General features: G+C 56.9%; 21 protein-coding genes and 1 tRNA gene. 12 read left to right on the top strand and 10 right to left on the bottom strand.

Annotated features, from left to right (window positions below; all coding sequences use genetic code 11):
* Window positions 1-13: 13 nt before the first annotated feature.
* The 6 genes from VFA76_04445 to VFA76_04420 all read left to right on the top strand — a co-directional run bounded on the left by VFA76_04445 (window position 14) and on the right by VFA76_04420 (window position 8863).
* A complete protein-coding gene (locus tag VFA76_04445; GenBank protein HZR31089.1) occupies window positions 14-2953 on the top strand; it encodes an AMIN domain-containing protein in 2940 nt (979 codons plus the stop codon).
* 16 nt (window positions 2954-2969) lie between these two features.
* On the top strand, window positions 2970-3773 hold the full coding sequence (locus VFA76_04440) for a hypothetical protein (GenBank protein ID HZR31088.1): 804 nt from the start codon (window positions 2970-2972) through the stop codon (window positions 3771-3773).
* On the top strand, window positions 3770-4714 hold the full coding sequence (locus VFA76_04435) for a hypothetical protein (GenBank protein ID HZR31087.1): 945 nt from the start codon (window positions 3770-3772) through the stop codon (window positions 4712-4714). Before VFA76_04440 ends, VFA76_04435 begins: the two co-directional genes overlap by 4 nt.
* A 2-nt stretch (window positions 4715-4716) precedes the next feature.
* A complete protein-coding gene (locus VFA76_04430; GenBank protein ID HZR31086.1) occupies window positions 4717-6087 on the top strand; it encodes an NAD(P)-binding domain-containing protein in 1371 nt (456 codons plus the stop codon).
* A gap of 326 nt (window positions 6088-6413) precedes the next feature.
* On the top strand, window positions 6414-7274 hold the full coding sequence (locus VFA76_04425; protein ID HZR31085.1) for a c-type cytochrome: 861 nt from the start codon (window positions 6414-6416) through the stop codon (window positions 7272-7274).
* On the top strand, window positions 7271-8863 hold the full coding sequence (locus tag VFA76_04420; protein HZR31084.1) for a PQQ-dependent dehydrogenase, methanol/ethanol family: 1593 nt from the start codon (window positions 7271-7273) through the stop codon (window positions 8861-8863). Before VFA76_04425 ends, VFA76_04420 begins: the two co-directional genes overlap by 4 nt.
* Window positions 8864-8866: 3 nt before the next feature.
* Here VFA76_04420 and VFA76_04415 read toward each other — a convergent pair whose 3' ends face one another.
* Entirely contained in the window at window positions 8867-11293 is a 2427-nt protein-coding gene (locus VFA76_04415; GenBank protein ID HZR31083.1) for an HD domain-containing phosphohydrolase, read from the bottom strand.
* A gap of 307 nt (window positions 11294-11600) precedes the next feature.
* On the opposite strand from VFA76_04415, the gene VFA76_04410 reads away from it, so the two are divergent.
* From VFA76_04410 to VFA76_04400, 3 genes are all read left to right on the top strand, one after another.
* Entirely contained in the window at window positions 11601-13295 is a 1695-nt protein-coding gene (locus VFA76_04410; GenBank protein HZR31082.1) for a S8 family peptidase, read from the top strand.
* Between the two features lie 541 nt (window positions 13296-13836).
* Complete coding sequence (locus tag VFA76_04405; protein ID HZR31081.1) at window positions 13837-14838, top strand: hypothetical protein; 1002 nt, start codon at window positions 13837-13839, stop codon at window positions 14836-14838.
* A 254-nt stretch (window positions 14839-15092) separates the two neighbouring features.
* On the top strand, window positions 15093-16190 hold the full coding sequence (locus VFA76_04400; protein ID HZR31080.1) for a DUF2891 domain-containing protein: 1098 nt from the start codon (window positions 15093-15095) through the stop codon (window positions 16188-16190).
* A gap of 1186 nt (window positions 16191-17376) precedes the next feature.
* Here the strand turns inward: VFA76_04400 and kdsB are convergent.
* Window positions 17377-18102 (bottom strand): 3-deoxy-manno-octulosonate cytidylyltransferase, encoded by a 726-nt coding sequence (gene kdsB, locus VFA76_04395; protein ID HZR31079.1) that lies wholly within the window; start codon window positions 18100-18102, stop codon window positions 17377-17379.
* Window positions 18103-18302: 200 nt separating this feature from the next.
* On the opposite strand from kdsB, the gene VFA76_04390 reads away from it, so the two are divergent.
* Window positions 18303-18379: transfer RNA gene (locus tag VFA76_04390), tRNA-Met, on the top strand.
* Between the two features lie 191 nt (window positions 18380-18570).
* Window positions 18571-19215, top strand: coding sequence for a hypothetical protein (locus VFA76_04385; GenBank protein HZR31078.1), 645 nt, complete (start codon window positions 18571-18573; stop codon window positions 19213-19215).
* A gap of 392 nt (window positions 19216-19607) precedes the next feature.
* Here the strand turns inward: VFA76_04385 and VFA76_04380 are convergent, their stop codons facing one another.
* From VFA76_04380 to VFA76_04345, 8 genes are all read right to left on the bottom strand, one after another.
* Window positions 19608-19895 carry a helix-turn-helix domain-containing protein gene (locus VFA76_04380; protein ID HZR31077.1) on the bottom strand — a complete coding sequence of 96 codons (288 nt, stop codon included), beginning with the start codon at window positions 19893-19895 and terminating at the stop codon, window positions 19608-19610.
* A gap of 14 nt (window positions 19896-19909) precedes the next feature.
* Window positions 19910-20611 (bottom strand): hypothetical protein, encoded by a 702-nt coding sequence (locus tag VFA76_04375; protein HZR31076.1) that lies wholly within the window; start codon window positions 20609-20611, stop codon window positions 19910-19912.
* The gene (locus VFA76_04370) at window positions 20598-21452 is read right to left on the bottom strand and encodes a YdaU family protein (protein ID HZR31075.1); all 855 of its coding nucleotides are present in this window, start codon (window positions 21450-21452) and stop codon (window positions 20598-20600) included. Before VFA76_04370 ends, VFA76_04375 begins: the two co-directional genes overlap by 14 nt.
* Window positions 21445-21957 carry a hypothetical protein gene (locus tag VFA76_04365; GenBank protein ID HZR31074.1) on the bottom strand — a complete coding sequence of 171 codons (513 nt, stop codon included), beginning with the start codon at window positions 21955-21957 and terminating at the stop codon, window positions 21445-21447. The genes VFA76_04370 and VFA76_04365 overlap by 8 nt, the downstream gene beginning before the upstream one ends.
* Window positions 21958-22254: 297 nt before the next feature.
* A complete protein-coding gene (locus VFA76_04360) occupies window positions 22255-22593 on the bottom strand; it encodes a hypothetical protein (GenBank protein HZR31073.1) in 339 nt (112 codons plus the stop codon).
* A 178-nt stretch (window positions 22594-22771) separates the two neighbouring features.
* Window positions 22772-23863, bottom strand: coding sequence for a hypothetical protein (locus VFA76_04355; protein HZR31072.1), 1092 nt, complete (start codon window positions 23861-23863; stop codon window positions 22772-22774).
* Between the two features lie 146 nt (window positions 23864-24009).
* Window positions 24010-24663, bottom strand: coding sequence for a hypothetical protein (locus tag VFA76_04350; GenBank protein HZR31071.1), 654 nt, complete (start codon window positions 24661-24663; stop codon window positions 24010-24012).
* A 125-nt stretch (window positions 24664-24788) separates the two neighbouring features.
* On the bottom strand, window positions 24789-25445 hold the full coding sequence (locus tag VFA76_04345) for a hypothetical protein (protein HZR31070.1): 657 nt from the start codon (window positions 25443-25445) through the stop codon (window positions 24789-24791).
* Between the two features lie 98 nt (window positions 25446-25543).
* Between VFA76_04345 and xth the strand changes: the two genes are divergently transcribed.
* On the top strand, window positions 25544-26254 hold the full coding sequence (gene xth / locus VFA76_04340) for an exodeoxyribonuclease III (protein HZR31069.1): 711 nt from the start codon (window positions 25544-25546) through the stop codon (window positions 26252-26254).
* Window positions 26255-26996 lie beyond the last annotated feature (742 nt).

Below are 26996 nucleotides of genomic sequence, written 5' to 3'. Positions count from 1 at the left end.
GAAAAAGATATTCATGGTAAGAGTGCAAGCAATTCTCCTCCTCTTGATGTTCGGCGCCGGCGCCCTGGCCCGAGCACAAGGCAACGCTCCCGGCGAAATCCGCCAGGTTGACATTACACGCGCTGCGAACGGTACCCAGGTAGAAGTCACGATCAGCGCGGCCGTCGATCCCAAGGTCATCATTGCGGAAAACCCGCCCCGCTTGGTTCTTGAATTCGCGAATACGCTTGCTGGCGCCAAGCAGCAGCACATCGCCTTTGGTCAGGACGGCATTAAGTCAGTGCGGGTCGGCTTAACCAGCCAAAACCCGCCCGTCAGCCGGGTCGTCATTGACCTGGACGCCGCCCGCCCCTATGGCCTGTCGAGAGATGGGAACAAGGTAACGCTGACCGTCTTGCCATCGGCGCTTGCCTCGACTTCAAGCGGCGGCAGCGGCGCGCCGGGCGCTGCGGGCGTTCCCTTGTTTGGCAGGCTACGTCGCCGCCGGAATCCGGTCGCTTCGGTATCGGTTGAAGTTTCACCTGCTCCGGTCCCTCCCCCAAGTACTTCGCGCCCGCCTCTGAAGTTTCCCGATTCACAGGAAGCCTCACAGGCGAATGCATCAGCACCTGCAGTCGCAGCGAGTCCGACGGCTGCGCACCCGAACTACGGTAGCCTGCAGCAGGGCACGGTGTTCCCGGGCATCGGGGCGCCGGGTACCGGAGTTGTGCCGCGGGCCGCGGGAGAAAATGCGGGCAACCAGCGCTCCGACAGCACTGGTGGCGCTGCTGCGGTGCCCGAGTCGGCCCGGGTAGGAGAGCCTCCCGCTACTATGCCGACTGCCACAGTGGCAATGGTGGTTACGCCGGCTGCCTCTGTATCAAAGCCAGTGCAGCAGGATGCAGTCTCCGGGACCGAAATCAAACAAGCGCCTGTTCACACTGCTGCGTCAGCGCAGCCAAACATTCAAACTCCGCCCCTATCCTCGCCAGCGCCGATTCAAGCACCCGCTGTGGCTGTCAGTGCTAGTCGGATGATTGCAGTGGCATCCCTGCAGCCGCCCGAGGCTGGTAAGCCTTCAGCCGCTGAGATTCAAAAGCCGGTCGCGGCTGCGCCGCTTGTGACCGCGCCACAACCGTCCAATCCAGTTTCGACGGCCGCGGTTGCGAGTGCTTCGAGTCCTTCTACGGTCGCTGCAGCCAGTACGCCTTCTAACTCCGATCGCGATGGAATGCTTCCGGTGCTGAGCTCGCGCCAGCCCAACGCTGACGTTCGCACCGCTTTCAAGGTGAAGTATGTAGCCGAGGGCGCTGCCTACCTCGACGCCGGACGAAGTTCCGGATTGATCGAGGGCATGAAGCTGGAAGTGCGCGACACGCAGCCATCCGCGCCGAAGATGGACACCGGAAATGAAGACGGACTCCAAACGGTGGCTGAACTGAAGGTGATCTCGATCGCCGAAACCTCCGCGGTCACCGAGATCATCCAGCCCAAGCGAGACGTGAAGCCGGGGGACTTGGCATATCTTTCGTCGGAAGACACACAGGCGCTGGTGGCCCAGCGTTCCCTGAGCGCGACGCGGAAGTACCCCACAGTAATTTCCTTCACCGAAGGAGACCCTCTCGAGGAAGAGGCTCGGGAAGAAGTTCCGCGCCCGCCGTTGCCGGAAGTCAATCGTGCGCGCGGCCGCGTTGGCGTCGACTACTCGGGCATTTTCAGCCATGGCGCGGTCGGCTCTACGAGTTCCAATATTGGCATGGTTGTCCGCACCGATATCAGCCGCATCGGCGGGAGCTACTGGAACATGAGTGGCTACTGGCGCGGCCGCTTTACAAAAAACTCGTCTTCCACCACCCCTACCCTGCAGGACCTCATCAACCGCACGTATCACCTCGCGCTCACTTACGACAACCCGCAATCGCGCTGGGTTGCAGGCGTAGGGCGTCTTTACCTGCCGTGGGCCACGAGTCTCGACACCATTGATGGCGGCTACTTCGGCCGGCGCGTGGGAACCGGAATGACTGTCGGCTTGTTCGCCGGCTCCACCCCAGACCCGACCTCATGGAGCTATGCGCCCGACCAGCAGATGGGGGGGATGTTCGTCAACTTCGAAGGCGGGAGCTTCGACAATTTTCGATACACCAGCACGTCCGGGACGGGCGTGCAGATGCTGAAGTGGAAAATCAACCGCCCCTTCCTGTTCTTCGAAAACGGATTGTTCTACAAGCGAATTTTTTCGATCTACAGCGCAGTGCAGGCGGACCGGCCGGCCAGCAATCCGGCGGTCACGTCCCCCGGAGCCGGTGTCAGCCGTGCGTTCACCACACTGCGAATCCAGCCCATCGAGCGCTTCGAGTTTGACGTGAACCACACCTACTCCCGTGACGTGCCGAATTTCGATCCGCAGCTGATCGGGACCGGGCTGCTGGACAAATATTTGTTCCAGGGATTCAGTGCCGGGCCGCGCATCGAAGTCCTGAAGAAGATCTGGGTGTATGCCACGCTCGGCAAAAGCAGCCGATCGGGCGAGGCCAAGTCGTCCTTAAACCAGCTTTACGGGATCACGTTCGGCGAGTTGCCTTACAAGTTTCGCGCGGACCTGCGCTACTCACGGTTCAATAGCTCTTACGGCAATGGAGATTACAAGGCGTTTTCGTTATCGCGCAATTTCCGTGACAACTTCCGCTGGGAATTGCTGGCCGGGCAGCAGGCATATACGTCGACGCTCGCGACCAGCAACAAGTCGCATTTCGTGAATGCCAATCTCGAAGCGCCGATTGGCCCACATTATTTCCTACAAGGCGGTTGGACCTGGAACCGCGGCGGCACCATGAATTACGACCAGTGGTTCACCACGTTCGGGTATCGCTTCGACTCCTGGCACCGGGGGGAAAAAAAGGAAAACTATTGTCCTATGTCGTCCCTCCGGGACTTATTGGTCCGGCATGATCCCAGCCCTGAAGCGCTGGGCTAAGTTATTCCGCCCCCGCGTGGCAGGTCGGTTTGTCCCCCTCGCGGCGTTCGCGCTCACGCTGATGTGCGGAATCACACCTGGCCGGGTTAGCGCCCAAGACAAGCCCTTGGACGACGTGCTGGCCCGCACCAGCAAACAGGTGGCTGAATTCGTTGAGCAGTTTTCGGAAGTTAAATGCACTGAGCACGTGACGCAGGAGAAGTTTGGAAAAGAGGAAAAGCCGGAACGCAGGGCGGAATCAACCTTCGACTATCTGGTCATCCTGACCAATACCGGCGGTGAGCTCAGCCTCGACGAGTCGCGTCTGGCGATGCAAGAGCCGGCCGCGGCAAAGAAGAACCAGAATGCGCCCTTGCTGATCAGCAACGGCTTCGCCACGCTGTTTCTTATCTTTCATCCTTATTATGCCGGGAGCTTCCAGTTCGCATCGCTGGGCAGTGAGACGATCGCCGGCAAACAGCTTCTGAAGCTCCATTTCGACCACATTCCAAACACCAAGTCAGTTGCGGCGCTCGCGGTACGAGGACGCGAATATCCTCTCGAACTCTCTGGAACGGCATGGATAGATCCCGCAACCGGATTGATTGCGAAAATCAATGCCGGCATCGATCGCGGGGTGGAGGACATCGGAATGAAGAGCCTGCGGTCCGAAGTTGAATATGGTCCTGTGCGGTTCGGCAAGGAGCTAAGCACGTATTGGTTTCCGCAGGAGGCTGTGGTGGAAGTGCAAACACCACGGCAGCATTGGCGTAATACCCACAAATTTTCTGACTACAAGCGATTCTCGGTCAGCACAGAGGAGCAGGTCGCAAACAAATGAGCACAGCCATCGCTTCGGCGCACGCTATCCCGGCAGTCCGCAACGGCGAACGAGCGCACCGCATACGCCTGGTTACCGGCTATGTGATCGCGATCCTTCTTTTAGTCGCGCTTGCGGTGTACGGGTGGGACTACTACACGCTGGATATTGTCCAGCGGCCTTTTTCTCCAAAACACCATCTTTTGAAGCCCAGTGGCGTCATCGGACTGAAGCTCGGGTTCCTGGGATTGGCCATATTCTTTTCAATCTTTCTATACCCGATTCGCAAGCACTGGCCCTGGCTGATGCGGCTGGGCAGCACGCGGCATTGGCTCGACATCCACGTTTTGCTAGGCCTCTCCGCGCCATTCATCATTTCTTTTCACTCATCGTTCAAATTCCAGGGCTTCGCCGGAATTGCGTTCTGGATAATGGCAGCCGTATCTGCCAGCGGGGTGGTGGGCCGGTATCTCTATTCTCAGATCCCGCGGCGAGTCAATGCCGCCGAATTGACCCGCAAGGAAATGCAGGACCTGCAGGCCCAGATGTCTGCCGAGTTGTCTCAGCAGCGATTGCTCCCGCAAGCTGATTTGCGGGAAATGCTGCGGCTCCCGAGACCTGAAACGGTGGAACGCATGCCCATCGCGATTGCGATTGTCTACATGATGCTGCTCGACCTGGCACGCATCTTCCGAGTAGCCAAGGTACGCCGTCACGCGCTGCGCGGAGGCGAATACCTCACCACGTTTTTCGGATTGTTTCGCACCCGAAACGGCGCGCTGGAGCGCGCTATTGATGTCGCTTCCAGCGAAGCCGCGCTATCGAAACGCATCCTGTTCCTGTCACGATCGGAAAAGGTATTTAACCTCTGGCACGTGGTCCACAAGCCTTTCAGCTACACATTCGCCGTTCTGGCTCTCATTCATATCGTAGTGGTGATGATGATGGGGTACATGTCATAGCCATGGACACACTCATCGCCCTCGCCATCACCGCACTGCTCACCGCCTTCTTTCTCCGCGGCTACCTGAAGAGTCTGCGAACCAGAGACGCGCGAGCGCGAGCCGCTGCGGAAAAAGGCAAAACGTTTTCCGAGGGCCCGAAGTCGCAGCACCCCCACATCGACAATGCGCAATGCATCGGCTGCGCTACATGCACGACAGTGTGTCCTGAGGGAGATGTTTTGGCCATGCTCGGGGGCAAAGCGGCTATCGTGAATGGATACAAATGCATTGGGCACGGACTCTGCGCGGACGCATGTCCCGTGGGCGCCATCACCATGGTCATGGCGAGTCCGAGCATGGGCGCCGACATGCCGTTCATGACTCCGGAACATGAAACCAGCATTCCCAACCTCTTTATTGCCGGAGAACTGGGCGGCCTGGCCCTGATCAAGAACGCCGTGAATCATGGACGTGACTGTGTCGACACCATTGCGGCTCGCCTTGGCGGCGGTCCTCCTGCTTCCGCTGACACCTTCGACGTTTTGGTCGTGGGCGCCGGACCTGCAGGGATAAGCGCTTCGCTGCGCGCCATCGAACACAAGCTGAAGTACATTACGCTCGAGCAGGACGAGGTCGGCGGAACCGTAGCCAAGTATCCGAAGCAGAAGCTGGTGATGACTAGTCCCGTGCAGTTTCCCACCTACGGAAAATTCAAAAAGACGGAGCTGTCGAAAGAGAACCTGCTGGCGTTCTGGGACATGGTTCTGAACCGCGCCGACTTCAATGTCCGGACCGGTGAAAAGGTGGACGACATCAAGAAAGAGGCCGATGGAATTTTCACGGTCGTCACCGCGAATAACCGCTATCGCACCCGGTCGGTAATTCTCGCCCTCGGCAGAACCGGCACCCCGCGCAAACTTGGCGTCAAAGGAGAAGAACTGCCCAAAGTCATGTACCGCCTGATCGAAGCCGACCACTACGTGAACAAGCGCATTCTCGTGGTGGGCGGTGGGGACAGCGCCGTCGAAGCCGCTATGGGACTCGCCAATCAAATCGGCAATCAGGTCACAATGTCATACCGCAAGGAACAATTCAGCCGCATCAAGGAAAGGAACTCAAAGCGCATTGACGAGTGCATGCGCAGCGGCAAGATCAAAGTGTTGTTCAACTCAGCTCCGGTCGAGATCAAACCCGAGTCGGTCATCCTGGAAGTAAACGGGGCCAAGGAAGAGATTCCCAATGACTTTGTCTGGGTATTCGCCGGAGGCACGCCACCTTACGATTTCTTGAAGAAGATCGGCCTGCAATTCGGCATGAGGGACATTACCGCTGAGGCAAGCAAAGAGGTCAAGCAGGCACAACTGGTAAAAGCGCAGTTTGCCAACGCTTAGGAATTCTCAGGGTTCCGTATCGCAATCAATTGCGAGAAACAAATCAACCCCTGGAACCCGCGCCCGATGATCTAGGCCGCAAGTGGGCCAACCACAGACGTTTCGATTTACTCCCAAGCTGCCCCAGAGCTTGTTGTCATCCCGAGCGGAGCGAGGGACCTAGGTTTTTCTCGACGTCGCGATAAGGCCGGCAGGAACCCGGATCCCTCGCTCCGCTCGGGATGACATCCGTTACTTTGTTTTGCATGACGACCTGATTTCCACCGTCCCTCTCGGCATTTCTCCCATCTATACCCAAAATCGTGTGCTATCATGCGCGGCACTTCGTGACCGCGATCATGCCCTACAGCCGTCTCCTGCAAAACAATAAATGGGCACAATGGCTCTGTCTCGCCTGCGCCTTGGCAGTTCCGAGCTTTGCCCAAACTCGAAACCCGTTTGCCGGAAGCGCTAAGGCGGCGAAAGCCGGCGAATACGAGTTCCGTATCAACTGCGCTCTCTGCCATGGCCTCGGCGCCCGCGGTGGCGGACGTGGTCCCGATCTCACTGTCGCCCATAAGCGCCATGGAAATTCAGACGCGGAGTTGTTCCAGATCGTCAGCAGCGGTATTCCGGGCACCGTCATGCCGGCCAATGGAACAAACGGACAGGGTGTCGGGATGACCGAGGAAGAAATTTGGGAAATCATTACATATATCCGCAGCATTGAGGTGAAGGCGCCGGCAAAGCCGATCGGCAACGCCGCTCACGGAAAGGAACTGTTCTATGGCGACGCGAACTGTTCCTCATGTCACATGGTGGGCGGCAAAGGCGGCCACATCGGCCCAGACCTGAGCAACGTGGGAAGCACCAGAAGGGTCGACGCCCTGATTGAGGCAATCCGAAAACCCAGCCAGCGGCTCGCCTGGGGCTTAACCGAGCCGACGAAAGAATTCCCCCAGGAATACGAAACCGTAACTGTGGTCACGGCCAAGGGCGAGCAGATCAAAGGCGTAACCCTGAACGAGGATAGCTTCACGATTCAAATGATGGACACCTCTGAAACAATCCACTTCTTCGACAAAGATGAATTGAGGTCCATAACGAAGTCCCGGCATTCGCTCATGCCTTCTTACAGTCCAAGCCTCCTAAGTGACGCGGACATGCACGACGTGATCGCCTACCTGATCAGCGTGGCTGCGAAATGAGCCGCTCGCGCGCAACAACAGTGATGTTCCTGCTGGTTACGGCGGTGTTCGCGGCGGAAGCGCGTTTGCCAGTCTCGTTCGAGAGGCTGCTGAACGCCGCGAAGGAGCCGCAGAACTGGCTCATGTATTCGGGAGATTACGCCGGCCGCCGTTATAGCGGACTGGATCAGGTCAACGCGGCAAATGCCAGGACGCTGGTGGTGAAGTGGGTCTACCAGACGGGCGCAACCGGCAAGTTCGAAACCACGCCGCTGGTCGCCGATGGCATCCTGTACGCTACTGGGCCCGACGACCGCGCATTCGCTCTGGATGCCCGCACGGGGCGGCCGATCTGGTTATTTCAACACCAGTTGCCCGGAGACATTCGGCCTTGCTGCGGGCGAGTGAACCGCGGCGTTGCGATATTGGGAGACAAGGTATTTCTCGCTACGCTCGACGCGCGCGTCATAGCACTGGACGCGAAGACCGGCAACACTGTGTGGGATGTTGCAGCTGTCGATTACACCAAAGGCTACAGCTTCACCCTGGCTCCGCTGGCCATAAAGAATTCCGCCATTGTCGGGGTCTCGGGCGGCGAGTATGGAATTCGTGGCTTCATTGACGCGTACGATGCCGATACTGGCAAGCGCAAATGGCGGTTCTATACAACACCCGGACCGGGCGAGCCCGGGCACGACACTTGGGAAGGTGATTCCTGGAAGATCGGAGGCGCGCCGGCCTGGATCACCGGTGTGTACGATCAGGAGACGAATCAACTGTTCTGGCCCACAGGGAATCCTTCGCCAAGTAATCGTGGGGAAGGCCGCGCCGGTGACAATCTTTACAGCAACACTCTTCTGTCACTCAATCCAGACACGGGAAAGCTGAACTGGCATTTCCAATTTACCAGGCACGATGAACACGACTGGGATGCGACGCAAGTTCCGATTCTGATCAACTCCGGCGACAAGCACCTGATCGCGCAAGCTAATCGAAACGGTTTCTTTTATGTGCTGGATCGCGGCACGCACAAACTCGTGTCCGCAAGCCCGTATGCCAGGATTACCTGGAGCGACAGCAAGGATGCCGAGGGCCGTCCCGCCGCCAAGCCGGGAAGTTCGCCGACTCCCAACGGTCACACCGTGTGTCCGGGCGCGCTTGGCGCGACCAACTGGATGTCGCCCAGCTTCGATTCGCAAACGGGGCTCTTTTACGTGACGGCCCGCGACCAGTGCGACATCTTCAGCACCGCGCCGCAGCCTTACGAGGCCGGGCATGCCTATTTCGGAAGCGCCTATTTCCCTTCCGACGAAGCCGAGCCCTATTCGGGGGCTTTGCGTGCCATTGACCCTGCCACGGGCCAAATGAAATGGGAATTCCAGCATCCCTCTCCGACCTGGTCTGGCGTGTTATCCACCGCCGGAGGGCTCGTGTTCACAGGTGACGCCGAAGGAAATTTTATTGCTCTCGATGCGGCCAGCGGAAAGGCCCTATGGCACTTCCAAATGGGAGGAGCAGTTTACGCGTCGCCAATGGCCTACGCGGTGAATGGCAAAGAGTACATCGTTATTGCCGCGGGAAGTTCGCTGTTCGCCTTCGGGCTTCCCTGACCTTCAGGAAGCGCCTGCGGTGGCGCTCGTCGCGCGAGTAGGTTGAGCGTTCTTAACGGCGTACAGCCGACGATCAGCGGCAGCGAGCAACTGCTCCGCATTCTCACCGTCGGCGGGATAGCAGCTTTGGCCGACGCTCAGCGACACCAATGCTTCGCCGCAGATGGTCTTTGCCACACCGGTTGCCAAGTCTTCCAAGCGCCGCACCATGCGAGTCGAGTCTTGGTCAGCCAGGCGAGGCGCGACCACCACGAATTCGTCGCCTCCCATTCTCGCCGCGTAGTCGTATTGGCGACATGAATCCTTCAGTGCCGTCGCGAAGGTCTGCAGCAGTATGTCCCCCTTGCTGTGGCCTAAGGAGTCATTCACACGCTTTAAGCCTTTCAGGTCGCAAACAAACACGGTGAGCGGGACCTTCTCTCGCTGGCATCGAGCAACTTCGCGATCCAGGTGCAGGAACAAAGATCGCGCACTGGGAAGGCCGGTCAGGTGATCTATGTTCGCCGAATCCTCCGCGAGCTTGTACTTAAGCGCGTTCTCGATTGCGAATCCCGCCTTTGAGGCAATAGCCAGGAGAATGCGGAGATGGTCCTTGGTGAAGCTGTCCTGCTGCGCGCGATACAGCGCGAGCACCGCCACCACGCCGGACGCTCCTTCCAGAGGTACGGCGAGCGCGGAACGCAGCGTGCTGTACTTGGTTGGGTCGTTCATGTAGCCAGGCTCTACCGAAGGATTGCCGTTCAGGATTGGTTTCCGGTTGTGCGCCACCCAGCCGGAAAGCCCCTCTCCGACCGGAATCTTCAAGGACGAAAACAGGCGATAGTTGTCCCCGCTGGCGTACTCGGACACCAACAGGTCGCCTCTCACCACGTAAACTGCCATTGATTCATGCGGCACCAGGCGCTTCAGGCGGACGGAAAGCATGGACAACGTGTCATCCAGGCAAAGCGACGTGCCCAGTTCATGGCTAAGCTCAAACAGGACTTGACCCTCCTGCCGTGCGGCCGCAATCGAAGAGACGTAATCCTGCTTGGCTTCACGCTGCTGAGTGGCAGGCTTCTCGGATTCTTCAAAACCGGCCGCTGGGGCGAGGCCGCGTTCGACTTTCACTTCGGTCGACAACTTTGGCGCGGTCTTTACTGGCTCCGCCTTTGCCATCTGCTCCAGTTCCACGTAGCGGCGCTGGAGGATTTCGACAACGCGTGGATCGAAGCTCTTGCCGGCATCAGCCACGACTCGTGCCATGGCTTCGTCCAATGGCAAAGCGCGCCGATACTGGCGATCCGAGGCCAGTGCATCCAGACAATCCACCGCTGCGAGGATCCGGGCGCCTATCGGAATAGCCTCACCCTTCAGGCCATCGGGATAGCCGCTGCCGTCCCATTTTTCGTGATGAGAGTGAACAATCGGCACCACGGGATACGGGAAATCCACCTGTTCGAGAATCTCAGCGCCGACAATCGGGTGCATCTTCATCTTTTCGAATTCTTCTGGAGTCAGCTTTCCCGGTTTCGAAATGATGTGCTCGGGCACGGCCAGCTTTCCGATGTCATGCAATACCGCAGCGGCACGTAGCGCTTCGGTTTCGTCCTCGCTCAAGCGGAGTTCTTTGGCCAGCTCCATGGCGTAGACCTGGACCCGCTGCAGGTGATCGTGGGTGGTGTGGTCCTTGGCTTCGATTGCCAGGGCAAGCGCTTCGATGGTGCGCAGGTGAATTCTCGAAACCTGCTCCGCGTGGCGCTTCTCGTTTTCCAGCTTTCCTAGATACAGCCGGTAGGAGCGGTACATGAGATACACCGGCGGGAAAACCAGCAGAGACGACTGCCAGCCGATGTGCCGGTTTAGAAAACTCACCAGCCCGGTAACGGCTGCTCCCGCGACGTAATAAGGAAATGACCAGAAATATCCGTCGGACCAGATTTTCAGGATTGGCTTGCCCTCAGTGAGCCGGACGATGACAGCCACCGCAAGTGTGTTAAAGGCAAAGTACGCGATCGCTACCACCAGCAATGCAAGGGGTCCGGTTCCGTGGAGCACGTGGGCAGTGACCAGCCTGTAGACGCTCCACGCGACAGCAGTGCCAACCGAAAACTGTGAAGCGTTAAAAATGACGTGGACCGGTTTCAGGTTTTTCGAAGAACCCCAGCGCGATTGGACAAAAACCTCAGCCACCCCGAGCAGCAATGTCTCGCCGAAACTCAGCTCCAGCACCCCAAGGAGGATGAACAGGAAATTGACCGACATCGTGCCGTTAACGCCCGGCAACTTGATTTTCAAAAAGGAAGCGGCGATGGCGAGTGCCAGATAACAAACAAATTTAATAGGGTCGGCGGACTGCCAATGGCTGAAACCCGCGGCGAAGCAGCCCAGGGCGAGTGCCGATAGGCCGGCAACATAGAGCTTCGCGCCAAGTTGGCCGCTGGACGTCATGTCAGCATTTTGCTGGAAGAGAGGCCTGCTGTCGGCCCAAAAAGGAACCGATAGGTTACTAAGGTTTTCCTCGTAACCTGATGATGTAGCTGGAGTTCCTTCGACATCCCCCAGATCTTTAGGTTGCCTGGACAATCTGTCGGCTGGCGACCCAAATTGGGCGGACAATCTGTCCCGTTCTTCCGCCCTAACCGCACGTAAGTTGTTGAGTACAAACCAACGGGCAGTACGGCAGTACTGTTGCAATCCTCAACGGCACTCCCGCCAGGTGTGTGGTCGGTTGCCGCTTAACTGGAGCTGTTTCACGATGAAGAAGATCTTAATCGTATTTCTGCTGGCTGCTGTGACGCTGGTACATGCCGATGTATCCAAACTGTCACCCGATCTCCAGAATTACTCCGGTTCGCAGGCCAGGGTTATCGTGCAATATAGCCAGCCGCCTAGCCTGCTTGATCTTCGAAGTTTACTGGGCCTCGTAAACTCGATCGTCAATGCACTGCCGCTCGTAAACGCGGTAGTAGCCGATCTGCCCATCGCCAATATTCTCTCGCTGTCGGACCAGGCCAACGTGAAGTACATAAGTCTGGATCGGCCGCTAAGCCCGACTCTCAGCAATGCAGCCCCCGCCGTCAATGCTTTTTCAGCCTGGCAGTCCGGCTACACGGGCGCCGGCGTCGGCGTTGCTGTGATTGATAGTGGAATTAACAGTCATCCGGATTTGAACGGTGGCTTCTTGGGCACGTCGCGCGTTGTATACAGCCAAAGCTTCGTCCCCGGAACCTGGAGTACGGCGGACCAATACGGTCACGGAACTCACATTGCGGGATTAATTGCCGGAAATGGCGCAAGTTCGAAAGGCTGGAAGTATCTGCGCTCCTTCCAGGGCATCGCGCCAAAAGCTAACCTGATCAATTTGCGCGTGCTGGACCAGAACGGCATGGGAAGTGACAGCGCCGTGATTGCCGCCATCAGCCAGGCGATTGCGCTGAAGGGTTTTTACAACATCCGGGTAATGAATCTCTCGTTAGGACGGCCGGTATACGAAACTTACAAGCTTGATCCGGTATGTCAGGCGGTCGAGGCAGCTTGGAAGAACGGCATCGTGGTGGTTGTCGCTGCAGGAAACAATGGGCGTTATCTGCCGACCAATGGCTATGCCACCATCACGTCTCCAGGCAATGATCCCTATGTGATCACCGTGGGCGCGATGAAGCCGATGGGAACGCCGACCCGCAATGACGACCAAATCGCGAGCTACAGCTCAAAAGGTCCGACGGCGCTTGATCACTTCGTAAAGCCAGACGTCGTTGCTCCGGGCAACTTGCTGGTATCCCTCGAAGCGCAAGGGACCCTGTACAACCAATATCCCGGCAACCGCGTTCCGTACAGCTACTACGTGATGGGCGGCAGCAGTTTGCCGTCGAGCTCATACTTCAGCTTGAGCGGAACTAGCATGGCGGCCGGCGTGGTAAGCGGCGCCGTGGCGGATCTGCTGCAAAAAAGTCCCTCGCTGAATCCAGATCAGGTGAAGGCGCGGCTGATGAAGACTGCGTGGAAGTCATTTCCCGCCAGCAGCAGCGTAAGTGATCCGGCCACCGGAATAACCTATACTTCGCAATACGACTTGTTCACCGTAGGCGCCGGCTACCTGGATGTGGACGCTGCTCTGAGCAGCACCGACGTGGCCGCCGGGACGGCGATGTCTCCGGCTGCGGTCTTCGATTTCAGTTCGGGGCAGACATTCTTAACCAGCGACCCTTCGGCGGTGTGGAACACGTCCTCCACCTGGTCTAATTCGGCCGTCTGGGGGAATTCTCAGTTCCTCGTTTCGTCATCGGGCACGTCGGGCAGCAATGCCATGTGGGGCAGCAATGCCATGTGGGGCTCGAGCACCTCAGATGGGTTCAGCACTGTCTGGTCCGATAACGCGATGTGGGGCAGCAACGCCATGTGGGGTAGCAATGCGATGTGGGGCAGCAATTCGTCCGGAGGAGAGCAGTAAGTATTTCTTCAGGTCGCCGGCCCGGTTTGCTACGAGTACGAGCAACGTGGGGGCACCTTCTGGAAGAGTTGCGAGAACGAACCGCTGGCCGTTTGTAGTGGCTTTACGGAATACCAAGTGGCGCCGTATAGCCGGTCGGAACAGCGGACGCACATGCCCTAGTTCAAAGTCTGCGCCCGGTGGTGTTCACCTCCGCAACCTAGAGACCTCAGTTCCGATGTAGTAGATCTCCTTGCTGTGCCCTCGCCAGACGGGATAAGCCCCTCCCAGCTTCCGCCTCGCGATCGGTAGGCAGATTACCCACCCAACGGTATTCCCACTTAAAAACTGTTTTGAAGTGGGAACAGTTTCAATTTGAAACCCCAAAAATACCTGCATCGGTCACCGATTTTGCCAGCAACGGTCACAGATGATGTCAACGACTGACAAAACGCTTCCCTCGCAACTAACGTCCCAGGCGGCAATTGTGACCGTTCGGATACTTCGCTGGTTGTGAAAACCACTTAACTAGTCCGCCACAAGAGTGACGAAAGGAGGAAATATGAAGAAAGTCATTCTTGCATGCTTAGGTGTGGCGCTGACCCTTGTGCTAGCCGCGCCCGCTGCTGTTGCTCAAGGCGCTCTCGGCACGAGTAGTGCTGATGTCATGATCAATGTTCAACCCAACGCGTCTCTTACCTGGATCTTGCCTTCGGCCACTTACTATACCGCTTCGCTTGCAACCGGAGGCGTCGGATTGCGCAGCCAGAGGAATGGAGCAATCACGATCAGCGGCGTCACCACGCCGATGCAAGCAGCCTATGTTTATTGGGCCGTTATCACATCAACGACAACAATTCCGACGCCCGTGAAGGGGCTAACCGTTACGCGGCTATGGCCGATCGTCACCGGTGTGCCTGCGAGTCAAGCCGTCGTCGGTACGCTCGTGGGCAAGGGCGCGTCCCCTTGCTGGTCAGGTGCGCAAATACTGGTATACCGGGCCGCACTTTCCACCAGCACAGTCGCGCTGGGAAATGGCGTATACAAAGTGCAACTGAAACCCGGCGCTTCTGGCCGAACCGATGGCGCAGATCCTTGGGCTTCGACCACCACATTCCCCCTCTTTGAAGGCGCGTCCCTGGCCTTCATTGGAACGGGCAATGGAACGGTCAAGGTGTTCGATCAATCGGTCAACGGATACTCTGCCTTGTCGGGGCAGACGTTCCAAACTTCTCTTGACTACTGGCTGTACCTCTCCAGCACCGTAACCGGCAAGACCATCTGGCACAACATCGGAGCCGATGGTCAAGTGGGGGCCTCCGTGGCCGACAGTGCTGCTTCCGTAGAAACCACCACAATCAATAGCGTTCTCCACGCTGGCCCCGGCGCGACCAATGCAGACAGCGATTGGAATGGTATGCGCGGAGCCCCCGTGCAGCAACTTTGGGACAACACGGCGCACGATGTAACGAGTCTTGCGACTGGACTCTATTACCTTATTATTGACTTCGAAGCGGCTAACGACTGCCTAACACCAGTTGCGAACCTGGTCGAATTTCGCTAGTCCATTTTCAAGAAGGTGGTCAATTCTAGGCCTTACAGTTCAGGGATCTCACAAGCGAACTGTATGCACGGCAATGATGGGGCGAGTTAGTCCGCAGTACGCTGGGACGTCGACTCGCCCCATCGTTTTGGCGCTGAGCATCCGGCGCAGTAGGACACCCTGTTGGGATTTGCAGCGCTAGCGATCTTGTCCCGCCGGCGTGTGGTTCAGCAACTCTGGCCACACCGGACGCGATTCGTCTACAGTAGCTGCGAATGAAACTCATCGCGGCAGTCATCATCGCTCTCCTCTCGAACACCGCGTTTGCCGGTCCCACTGATTCAGGCTTTGACACCAAGGCTGCCGAGCGGTTCGCCAGCCTGGCCCTGGCATGCGTTCACAAAGAGTATCCAAACCACATAAGCCATACCTTGAACAGCGATGCCGACGTGGCTCCGCCACGCACGCTGACGCCTGCGTTCTATGGTTGCTACGACTGGCATTCTTCCGTACACGGCCACTGGCTGCTGGTGCGGCTAGTCAGGACGTTTCCTGATGCGCCGTTTGTTCAGAATGCACGCGAAGCATTGCGGCAGAGCTTGACTGCGGAAAACCTCAAGCACGAGGCCGAGTATCTCAGAGGCAAAGGACGGGCGAGCTTCGAACGTCCGTACGGATTGGGTTGGTTCCTGCAACTGCTCGCAGAGCTCCGCGAATGGGATGATTCCCAGGCAAGGGAGATGGCTGCCAACCTGAATCCCTTGGAGCAGGTGGCGCTTGAACGACTGAACGACTGGTTGCCCAAGCTATCGAATCCCGTGCGAATTGGCGAGCACGACCAGACTGCCTTTGCTCTGGGACTCATGCTCGACTATGCCCGGGGCAGCAGGAATGAGAAGTTTGCAGAACTCGTCGTTTCGAAATCGCGGCACTTCTACCTGAACGACAAGAGCTGTCCGCTGACATACGAGCCGTCGGGCGAGGACTTCCTTTCGCCTTGCCTCGCTGAAGCCGACCTGATGCGGCGGGTGCTCTCGACCCGCGATTTTGCCGTGTGGCTGAGAACTTGCTTACCGCAGATTCCGTCGACGGGCGGGAACAGATGGTTGCAGCCCGTGGTATCGCCCGACCCAAGCGATCCAAAGCTGGCGCATCTGGACGGTCTCAATCTCAGCCGGGCGTGGATGCTGGAAGGAATCGCTGCGGGCTTGCCCAAAGGCGACAGTCGAGTCCGGTCGATCATGGCGGTTGCGGAGGCGCACAGGCGCGCCGGTTTGGCAGCCGTAACAGGCGAACATTACGAAGGCGGACACTGGCTGGGAAGCTTTGCGGTTTACCTCGTGACCCGACGCGGGATTTCGCTGCAGCAGTAACGTAGTAACGATAGCCGAGCGGGTGACGGACCTATCCTAGCTTGTCTAATTCTGCCTTGACGATTGCAAGCTGATGAGCTACGCGTACACGCTGAGCTTCACTGATGGCCCACAGTCCTGCGAATCGATGAATGGTTTCATAGGCGCGTAGCGCTTGCTGCTGCCTGCGATCTCTCTCACCTGCGTCGGCACTCCGGGCAGCGATCCGGACCAGCGTCAATGCCAATCCTGCCTCTGTCAACAAAAAGCCGAACGCGGTCTGCCTGAGTCGCTCCCGAATCGATTCGCTTCTTGAGACAACTGATGCTTGTTTGCTTACCGGTCTGCTGACAATATCTTGACAGTCCGTTGTCCGTTCAGAGCACGCCGCCTCACGTTGTGCGCATTGACGCAGCCAGCGGTCTACTTCTTCCTTGTACGCGAAAACTGGCGACTTTGGGCTTGCCGTTAACTTATGCACAGGAAGCTGTAAGTCCGCGTGCCATCGCTGCACCGTGCGCACGCCCCGGTCGAGGTACGCCGCAATTTCCTTCCAGGATGATAAGCGAGCATTCCTCGCCTCCCGTTCCGGCGCTACCCCCGAAACCGGTGGTAAGATTTGACCCACGGCCGTGATTGCACTCATGGTCGCAGTCATAAGCACTCCGACCGAAAACCAACGCGCTCCAGACTCAGGCGTATTTTGCTCATGTTGCAACACTAGCACTCGGTGGACGACACGGGTCACCTCTTTACGGTCTTCTATTCTGCACTTCTCACATGAATGCAATAAGCTTGCGATAAGGGTGCGTTTAAGGGCCACTCTTTTATCCCGAGCGAAGCGAAGCGGAGTCGAGAGATTAAGGCCACTCTGTCATCTCGAGCGGAGCGAGGGATCTAGATTTCCCCCGCATACCCATGAATGCCATGAACCCATTGTCATCCCGAGCGAAGCGAGGGATCTAGGTTTCCCCCGCATACCCATGAATGCCGTGAACCCATTGTCATCCCGAGCGGAGCGAAGCGGAGTGGACGGACTAAGGGCCACTCTGTCATCCTGAGCGGAGCGAGGGATCTAGCTTTTCCCCCGCATACCCATGAATGCCGTGAACCCATTGTCATCCCGAGCGAAGCGAAGCGGAGTCGAGGGACTAAGGGCCACTCTGTCATCCCGAGCGGAGCGAAGCGGAGTCGAGGGATCTTGGGTTTACCCTCCAGCACGCGAGCCGAGGATTGCTTTCAGCCGCTTGAGGTCTTCTTCCGTATCCACGCCAATCGTATCGTACGGCGTTTCGGCAACATAGATCGCGATCCCGTTTTCCAAAAACCTCAGTTGCTCCAGCCGCTCGCTGCGCTCCAGGGATGATTCAGGCAGGGAAACGAAGCGGTCGAGCGCGGGCTTGCGGTAGGCATACAGTCCCAGATGCTTGTAGTAACGCGCTTCTCGTCGGCCGTCCCGATCATGCGGAATGGTGGCGCGGGAAAAATACAATGCCCGCCCGTGCAGGTCTGTCACGACTTTCACCGCGTTAGGATTCTCGACATCCTCGGCCGCGGCTGGCGTTTTCAGAGTCCCAACCTCTGCGTCCTTCATAACTGCCAACAGCGTGCTGATATGTTCGGGACGGATAAGCGGCTCGTCGCCCTGCACATTCACATAAATGTCCGCGCTGATGGACTGGGTAATCTCGTGCACGCGCTCGGTGCCGCTCCGGTGGGCCGACGAGGTCAGCCGGGCATGCCACCCATTTCGCCGGCACACGTCCATGATTTCTTCCGAGTCGGTCGCGATAACCACGTCATCGAGCAGATCTGACTTGCGCACCGCCCGGTAAACGACTCCCACCAGCGGCACCCCGGCAACTTCTCGCAACGCTTTTCGCGGCAGCCGGGTAGATTCGAGCCGCGCCGGGATCACGGCGGTCGCTTTCATCGTCTGCTAGTGTTAATTTTTGCCAACCAGGTTTTCAAGCAGGATTAGCGCGCGCAACCCGCCGAGTAGCGCGTTTGACACCCCTCTGTGAGGACCTTAGAATCAAACAGTTGGCGCGGGACGCGGTTCGCCGCGCCTGCAAAGCCTCCCGAGAACGAGGCTGGTTTCAGCCTCCGTCTTCCCTCGTTAGCGCGCGCCGTGGCGGTGTAGCTCAGGTGGTTAGAGCGACGGTCTCATAATCCGTAGGTCGTTGGTTCGAGTCCAACCGCCGCCACCAGTCAAATCAACAACTTCGGAAGGAATTTCAGTTTCAGTCTCGCCGGCCAGTTGCGCCTGGGTTGCGTTTTGTTGCTGGCCCTCTTCAGCCTTTTCGTCGCTCTTTTCGGCCAGATCTAGCCGATCCACAAACGAGACGTTTGCTCCTGGGATCAGGTGCCCGTAAATGTCGACGGTGACCTGGATCGAACTGTGGCCCATCTGCTCTTTCACGTACACTATCGACGCCCCGCTCTGGATCAGCAGCGAGCCGAACGTGTGCCGGAGATCGTGAAGCCTGATCTTCCGAAGCCCAGCCTTCGTGAGAACTGGCCGAAAATAGCGATGGTAGAGGTTGTCGGGATCGAGGATCGTGCCCTCCGGCGATGCGAAGACCAGATCGTCCGAAATGTCATGCTTACCCTTCAGGAACGCCTCCAGAAGGTGCTGATCTCGCCGTTCAATCAACGCCCTCCGCAAGTCGCGGGACAGGTCAACACGTCGGCTCTTCTTGCTCTTCGTTGTGGTGTGCTCGCGGCGCACATAGTTGTGCCGAACGACGATGTAGCGATTCGCATCCTGCTCGTCTTTCCCGAACTGGATGTCTCCCCACCGCACGGCAACCAGTTCGCCGCGACGCAGACCTGCTCGCAATGCCATCAGAAAGAGCGGGTGATACTCAGGGCAAATCTCTCTCGCTGCCTGGAGAAATTGCTCGGCTTCAGCCGGCGCCAAAGAGATTCCCTTGATCTCCGTGGTCTTCGCGGTCCGCGTGAAACGACCGAGGCGCGCAGCGGGATTCACTTCGACGATACCCGCCTCCATCGCCTCGTTGAATATCCCCCGGATCACACCTAGTGCGTTCCTGACCGTGTTGCGCGATAGTTCTTTCTCGATCAGCGCGCTAATCATCGCCTTGATGTCGTCGCGCTTGATCTGATCGAGCGGGCGGTTCCCGAACCGAGGCCGGAGGTACTGCTCGATGATTCCCTCGTATCCGTCAGCGGTCGAAGTTTTACATTCCACTCGGGCATAGTCCCTCAGCCACTTATCCGCGTAGGAACCGAAGCTCTCGGATTTTTCGGGGCCGTCAAAGAGCGCGAGGTCCCCGAGGGCGAGCTTGGCTTCGACTTGGCGCCGTACCTGCTCTGCGAGTTCCCGGCTCGTGCCGACGCACTTCGCTTTGCGCCGTCCGTGATAGTTCACGAACAGGTACCATTTACCACCGCGTTTGCGAATTTTCACGCCCATTAGACCCGTTCCATGACTCCGCTCACGAGGTCTTCCACAATACACTGTACGTCAACAGTCTTGACCTGGTGGGCTTCCAACCAACGATCGAAAACGCTACGGCGGATCAAAATTTTAGTTCCCACTCGGACGGCCGGCAACGGATCGACTACGCGATGAATCCAGTCGCGGAGGGTGTGCTCCGAGATGCAGGCATAGCGCCGAAGGGCTTTGAGATCGAGCCATTCTGGCTGTGGGTCCCCGCTTTTGTGTTCCGAGATCATTTGTTTGTCGAACGCATTGGCCATCGTGTTTCGACTACCTAATCACAACAACTTGGGTTTGCCACAGAGCTCTGGGTTTCTGGAACACCGTCACCCATTTTTCGAAATCGTGCCGCTGCGACGATGGCTTGCTGACGAAGCATTTCGCGACGATCGCGGATCTGCACCGGGGTTAGTGGCTCGTCCACCGGTTTGATCTTCGACCTCTGACGCTGTTCTTGTGGCGCTGCAGGTGTTGGCAGGTTAATCGGTTTGGCAACTAGTCGCTTAACCTCCGGAACCGCTTCAATCAGGTGTGCGATGTCAATGCGGGCAACGGCATCCCAGCGCTTGTACTCCTCGATGAAATCCTTCTTTAGGAATGGGACGTCATCTTCACTGGCAGTTTTGAGCCGTTTCCATCCGCCGAGAAGGCGGACGCAGTCAAGAGTGCGCTGATCTAGTTGCGGAGGTTGGCCTGAGCGGCAACCTTGCTGTGGTACGTAGCAGCCCTGTGGATCAGCATGGACCCACTTATCTGAATAAAGCACCACTACACCCCAGGCTCTGTGCGCTTCTGCGTCCTGGCATTCTTCCGGATCCGCGCCGGCCCGTTCACGAATCTCGGCGATCTTCGGGAAGAAATTCAGTTCGCGGCGGGCTCGCCACAATGCGCGCTCGAGTTGTTCCAGCGATAAGTCGGCTAGATCATCGACATACAGCGCCAGCCGCTCCGCGGTGACGGTCTCACCCAGCCGCACTGCTATCAGTCCGAGTTGCTCGATCAGCCATGATTCTTTTGGCTTCTTCGACTGCGTTGATAGTGTCAGTTTGTCGCTGTTGTGCTCGATTGTTTCCATTCCGTCCTGCTTTCGTGCGAAATTTTGCATCCGTGAAGTAAAACCGATTGATCTCGATCCCCGCTTCCTGATCGCTGAGAGCCTGGCGCCGAATGACCTCAAAGGACTCGGCTTTGCTGATACCAAATTTCTTCGCATCCGCGGATATGGTTTGCGCGACCACCACGAGATTCCCGGATGCGGGAAGACCTAGGTCATCGAGCAGGCGGCGGCCATACTCGACCTGAGTCAACCCTTCGGGCGTTGCACATTCCTCGGCTACTCGTTCCGACGTTCCACTTGGAACATTCGGAGGAATTGCTTGAGAGGGGACGATTTGCGGCGAAGCCGCTCCCCCTTGTTTCTGCAGTTGTCTATGTGCTTGTGGTTGTGGTTGTGTGTGCATTTGCTCAGCTTTTGCGGGTGCATTTGCATCAGCATTTGCATGCCGAGATTTCGCCGCGTTTGAGCGTACCTCACTGATTTTCTTTGCTTTTTTGATTTCTGCATCCGCGCGAGCATTTCGGTAGACATCGCCATCGCGACTGAAAAACTGATTGAGCACCGACTGACATGCATCCCGTTCTGCAGCCGCAAACGCCCGGCAAATCCGATGCAATTGCTCTGCATTCGCAGGAAGAGGCGCACCGGTCATGTAGTAATGCGCCATGAGTAGCAGATAGGCGCCGTGTTCCACCAAGGACAGGTGCCCGGTGTCACCGATGTAATCGCGCCAATAAAAAGGACTCCATGGATTACTCACGGTAACTCCGATCCGGAGATAGGATCCCCAAGGAGCAAAGCCGTGTGGTCCTCATCAGAAGGTTGGATCGCGCGGCGGAATGTAACCGACTCAGATTGCGATGGTGCGCGCTAATGTGATCAGAGAAGCGCTTGAAAGACAGCGTGCGCGATCGCTCTGGCAGCAGCTCGGCCGGGCACCAGACAAGCCTGTAGCCGAATCCCGCTCCCCAGTCGCCGGTGAAATTGAAGTTCAGGGTGCGGGTCGTCATGTCAAACGACTTGTTGGCCGTGGGGTCCGTCACCTGATCGATACGTGGTGCCGCGCCCGCAGCTGCCGTGATGTTGACTGTCCCACTGGATAGCGTGCAGGTACTTCCCGCATCGCAGTTCAGGCGCAGGTATTTTACGAATGTCCCAATCGTGGTCCCGGCGTTCTGGATCTGGATGATGGTTCCACGGTCCTGAGCTAACGAGGCTGCGGCCATAAACACCACTGCGCACGCGGTAATGAGCCGTCTAAACATGGGGATTGTCCTTTGTGTTAGAAGCTAGGCTTGAAAGTGCGTTCTACTTAAACTGCTAGTGCAGGTCCCTTGGTGGAAAGCACGCCCTTAAGTTGGTTTGCCCTGCTAGCAATGTGGTCCAAGAGCACTTTGCGGACTGCGGTTTCCTCCTCGGATCTAAGTTCAAGCTGGCCGCATTCGGCTAGGCTGAGCTTCATTCGGCTTACGCCGGATCGTTGTGCGAGTTGAAACTGGGTTAGATCGGCCAACTTTCGTAAGTCTTTGATTTCCATTCTTCCTCCTTCCGTAAATAAATTCCTATGCCGGCCGTGGCCGGCCATTGATTTCCCACACGTTCACTGGACGCGTGCGCGCGCCGCATGCCGGAATCGGATAAGAAAATTTCCCCTTTCGTCCCTCAATGTCGCCCTCAACAAACTGCAAAACGCCGCGTATGGGTTGCCAGTGCCGCGGCCGATTGATCACGCGCGGTACCCAACCTGAGTGCTCATCCGGGGGATAGAGCTGCACCGAGCGGTCGTCAATGCGGAATGCCCGCAGTTTCTTGAGGAGGTCCAGAACGTAGGCTTCAGACTTGTGGCACAGAGGAGGATCAACGGCTGGATTGGAGTCGTGCGAGAAAACACGTATACGCATAGAAATTCCGTGAAACCGATGGGGTCAACGCTTTAGCGTGCGTGAAACGCCTAGCTACGGCAATCTTGCTGCTTCTCGTGAATATAGGCTAGAACGCAGCTCTACCCGGAACACAGCCAGGCGTATGCTATTGAGGAGTAAGGCAGCAAAAAACTTCAGGAAGGAGAATGACGAATTGTTACCTATGGCGAGCTGATTTGGTCCGTTGAACCCGGCGTTTGGTGCCTTTCAGACGGGAACGCCAATTTCTTAGCGTTTTGCTAGACACGCCGCACACTATTCCGACGTATTCTTGCAGCACGTTGGCTTTGTACGTGTTGCCGTCGCGAGACCACTCCTGACATCTCCAACCCGCTTCCTCGAGTGACTTAAAGTCGATGTCATCGGTGCATTTGCAGGCATTAGGGTAATCTTTCCGAAACATCGCAAGAGAATTAGATGGTCGACGCTTTTTGGTGACCCACATTGCAGCCTGGCCAAAATGTGTTCGATGGTCTCTAGAGAATCTGGCGTTTTCTGTATCTGCTATAGCCAATACGAACAGCTGGGGAACCTGGGGAACTGTAGGTGGGCCTGCCTGCCGTTTTAAGTATTTCCAGCATTTTCGGAATAGTGCTCCTGGTTGGTGGGGTGTCCGTCCTTCCTGTCCCAGCAACCTTCTCCCGAGCGCTTTCACAGCCCATCCAGAGCACTCAAACTCGAGGCGATGTGCATCCATAAAGTCAAAGAGTACTTCTTCACTCCCGGTTTCACAGAACCTCACGTAGTACTTGGCTGAGATTGCAGGATCTGCATTCTTATGTGGACCGCGATGGAAATCTAGCCCAGGATATTTTTCATTCCACACTCGTACAGGATCGAAGGGTGATTCGAGCCAGTTGATAGGATGGCTACTCTCGTCCGCATGCTTAGCCTTACTGGCCGCCAATAGTTGGGCTCGGTTTTCGATTGCTTGCTCGAGCTTTTGAACAGCTTCAGGAGCGTCAATTTCATTCTGAGCAGCTTCAACATATGTCCTAACGTACTCTTCAAACTGCGAACAAGGTGATCCCGGGCAGATGTAGAAGAAGCCTTTATGATGTGCGTCGCGATGTTCGGACAAAGCTTTCCGGATTCGGGCGAGAGCTGGGCTCTTGTGCATCACTTCCAGCGCATCGATTAAGGTCTTAATCGAGTGTGCGTCGGATACACGGTGCTTCGCATTTTCCGACGCTTCAATGGAAAACGCTTTGCTAGTTCCGCTGGCTGAGGACGTGTCGCACTTCGGCATCGGTCACCTTCCCGTGTGACCTTCTCGAATTTCAAATTTCCTGGAAAGGGCGGCCGAGAAGTACCGCCCTTTCACTGGCGGTGATCGGGCCGCCAGCTATCCAGGCTCGTTGCGGCGCGTATGATGCGCGGCACTTGAAAGATTTGTCAATCAGGTAAGGCTGTGGATGTTGAGGAAAAAAGGTTGTGTTGAAGCTCAAGGACGCCATTGTCCGAGCACGAGATGAGCACCTTGTCGAAGCCGGTTTTAAATTGCGAGGCATTGATATCGTGGGGAATATAGACGCTGTGCAGCACCTGGATTCTTGTCGAGAGCAGCAACCACATCTGAAACCCCGGCCAGCGCCTGCGGTATTGGGGTAACAGCAGATCTTTGTCCGCAATCCGTTGAGCGAGATAGTCATAGGTGACGCTCTGAATCTCTCCCGCTCCGCCGGCCTGCCAAGGGCCAGAAGCCCGCAAGATGCGCACGACGCTCAGGCCATCAACCCAGTCACGAACGCCACGGCTGACGGACTGAAGCGTGACGCAATCTTTATCACCAGAAGGATAGTTGGAGCGAATAAAGCTGGCGAGGGCTTGGGCCATTACTTCCACATCGCGCTTCCGGGTCCAATCATTCCTAAAAAACACCAGCACGTCGGCAGGTGGTGCATCAGGTGAGGAGTAGTAGTGCTGCTGGGCCGCGGTCACGACGGCTTCCTGAAAAGACGAAACCTGCGGGCCTGAGAACTTCGCACCCGCGCGCTTTGCCGGAAGCAACTCGCTCACTTCGATGGCGAGCGAGGCCGTGGGTATCACCCAATCAGGCCTTTCATCTGGAATCAGCTCTCCGGCTGGAAATATAAGACTTCTTCGCCGGGCAGTTTCGATGATCCTACGTTCATGTTCCTTTCGTTCCGAGAACCTCATACCTGTTCGCGTTTTCATGTATGCAAATTGCTCAGCATCCTCGAGCGTTCAATCCGCCACCAGCCACTCCAAGGCTGCTTCGCAGCTGGATGAACAACAAGCTTGCGACTGGCTGCCCTCTCGTTGTCCTGAATCCGGGCACACGAGGTATCTTGTTGGTTCTTAAGGCCAGCCAGTTTTCGGTGGAGAGCTTCTTCTCGCATCGTGCGTCTCCCGAATGCGATCATCACGAGTGCGCCTACCAGAGCGAGTGCGCTGGGTTGTATGTGTTCTTCGGAGACATCTATTGTCGTCTCTGTCGGTAGACGCGCGAGGCGTACAGATCGCGGTGCATCCATTCGCACTCTACAGATAATAGAATCGAATGAGACAACGAGAACACTTGTCTGGTTCAGCGGCTTAATCACCCAAGGCTCGGCGCCCTCCACAATTTTGCCCGCGAAGGTGAATGCATAGAACGCATGCGCAAAACATACGTGCACTATCGTCTGCCGCTCGTGCCACTTCAAGAATTGCTCTTTTGCCTTCTCAAGTTCTGGTTGGCGTACTTTGTCGCGAAACTGCCGGCTGATCGTATAGCTCGGACCTTCTTTGGACCTGACATGAATCGCCTGATGCACCCCTGCGATTTCTTTCACCACCACCTTGGACCAAGCAAACGGCAGGATCATTCTTGAAGTTCCGAGTGCCCCATGAAAGGTGAAGGTGCTCACGCGCGGATGATAGGTCAATGACAATACCTGGATAGTGAATAAAGGAACAGCCGTCGATGAACTCAACCGGTGTGCGGCTTTTTGCCCATTCGGCGAGAAGCGAGCGAAGAAGGTTCGGATACCTGACGTGTGCGCTCGGCTACGAGAGCGTAGCCGTGACGCAGAAAGCATACAACGGTGTTGCGATCCTCTCGCGCGATCCGATGAAGACGATTGCTAAGGCTCTCGTCGGAGACGACTCCGACAGTCATGCCCGGTTCTTGGAGGTGATCATCAGGGACATTTGGATCGTCAACGTCTATGCTCCGAATGGCAATCCGGTAGGAAGTGAAAGGTTTGCGTACAAGTTGTCTTGGATGGATCGGCTGACTCAGCAAATGATTCGATGGAAACAGGACGGTGTGCCGACGCTAATAGGCGGTGATTTCAATGTGATTCCTGAGGACATCGACTGCCACAAGCCGTCTTCATGGGCGCACGATGCTTTATTCCAGCCGGAGCCGCGTGCCTGCTATCGTGCCATGTTGGACATCGGATATACGGATGCGTTCCGCTCGTTGCACGTGGGCGAAACAGGACATTTCACATTTTGGGATTACTTCCGGCAGGCGTTCCAAAACAATCGAGGCATAAGGATCGACCATTTCTTATTATCTCCAGCGCTGGCAGATCGTCTGGAAGGCTGCGAAATCGACAAGGAACCTCGCGGACAGGAAAAGCCTTCCGACCACACTCCTATAATCGTCACCCTATCTGAACTGACATAATCTCCCAACGAGCGCCACCGATTCTCACTGAGGAAACTAGTCGTTGACGAGTTTCGGATGTGTGTGCCCTTCTGAATGCTCGCGACTTGTAGAGATCGGAGAGCTTTAGAATCGTCCATTTGCTTGACGAACAGAACTGATAATGAATTCCTTGCGGTAATATGCTCCGGCATGGACGCCTTTCCTGAGTTCAGCGACCTTGATTCTCGCTCGTGAGCCAGTCCGACTCTGCGCCATTTCGAGGGAGGCAATCGCGGCTGGCGCGAGCGGATACGTCGTGAAGGGCAACTCCAGCACCGAGTTGAATCGCAATGTTGCGAAAGACCGTGTCTGAACACATGCGAACGTGAGACCAAGCCTTATACTCTGCGCACGAATACCCCTGAAAGGCGATACCGAGCACTATCCTGCGCTTCCCTCTGCGAAGCCAGCGTTTTCCTGACTGGTCAATAGTGAGCAGATTGTCTTGTTTCGTACCGGATACCATCCAGTTTCGTGGAAATTTCCACCGCAGCAGAGCCGCCAGTACGGTCACCAGCGAACACCTGTCTAATGAATTCTCAGTACGCGATTGGCGGGGGCTCAGGTGGCACCGCCACGTCGGCAGACACGGTCAAATCTGCTTCACAGCTGCGCCCAATCGAATCTCTGGAGCGAAATGGGGTCACGGAATTCCCCGTTGACCGTTTGCCGGACTACTCTAAGAACGTGAGAAGAGGTCGCACCAGACACGACAGCATCG

This window comes from Terriglobales bacterium (assembly GCA_035651655.1).
Classification (GTDB): Bacteria; Acidobacteriota; Terriglobia; order Terriglobales; family Acidobacteriaceae; genus DASRFG01.
The sequence above is the reverse complement of the archived record's forward strand: the minus strand, read 5'-3'. Positions and strand labels throughout refer to the sequence as shown.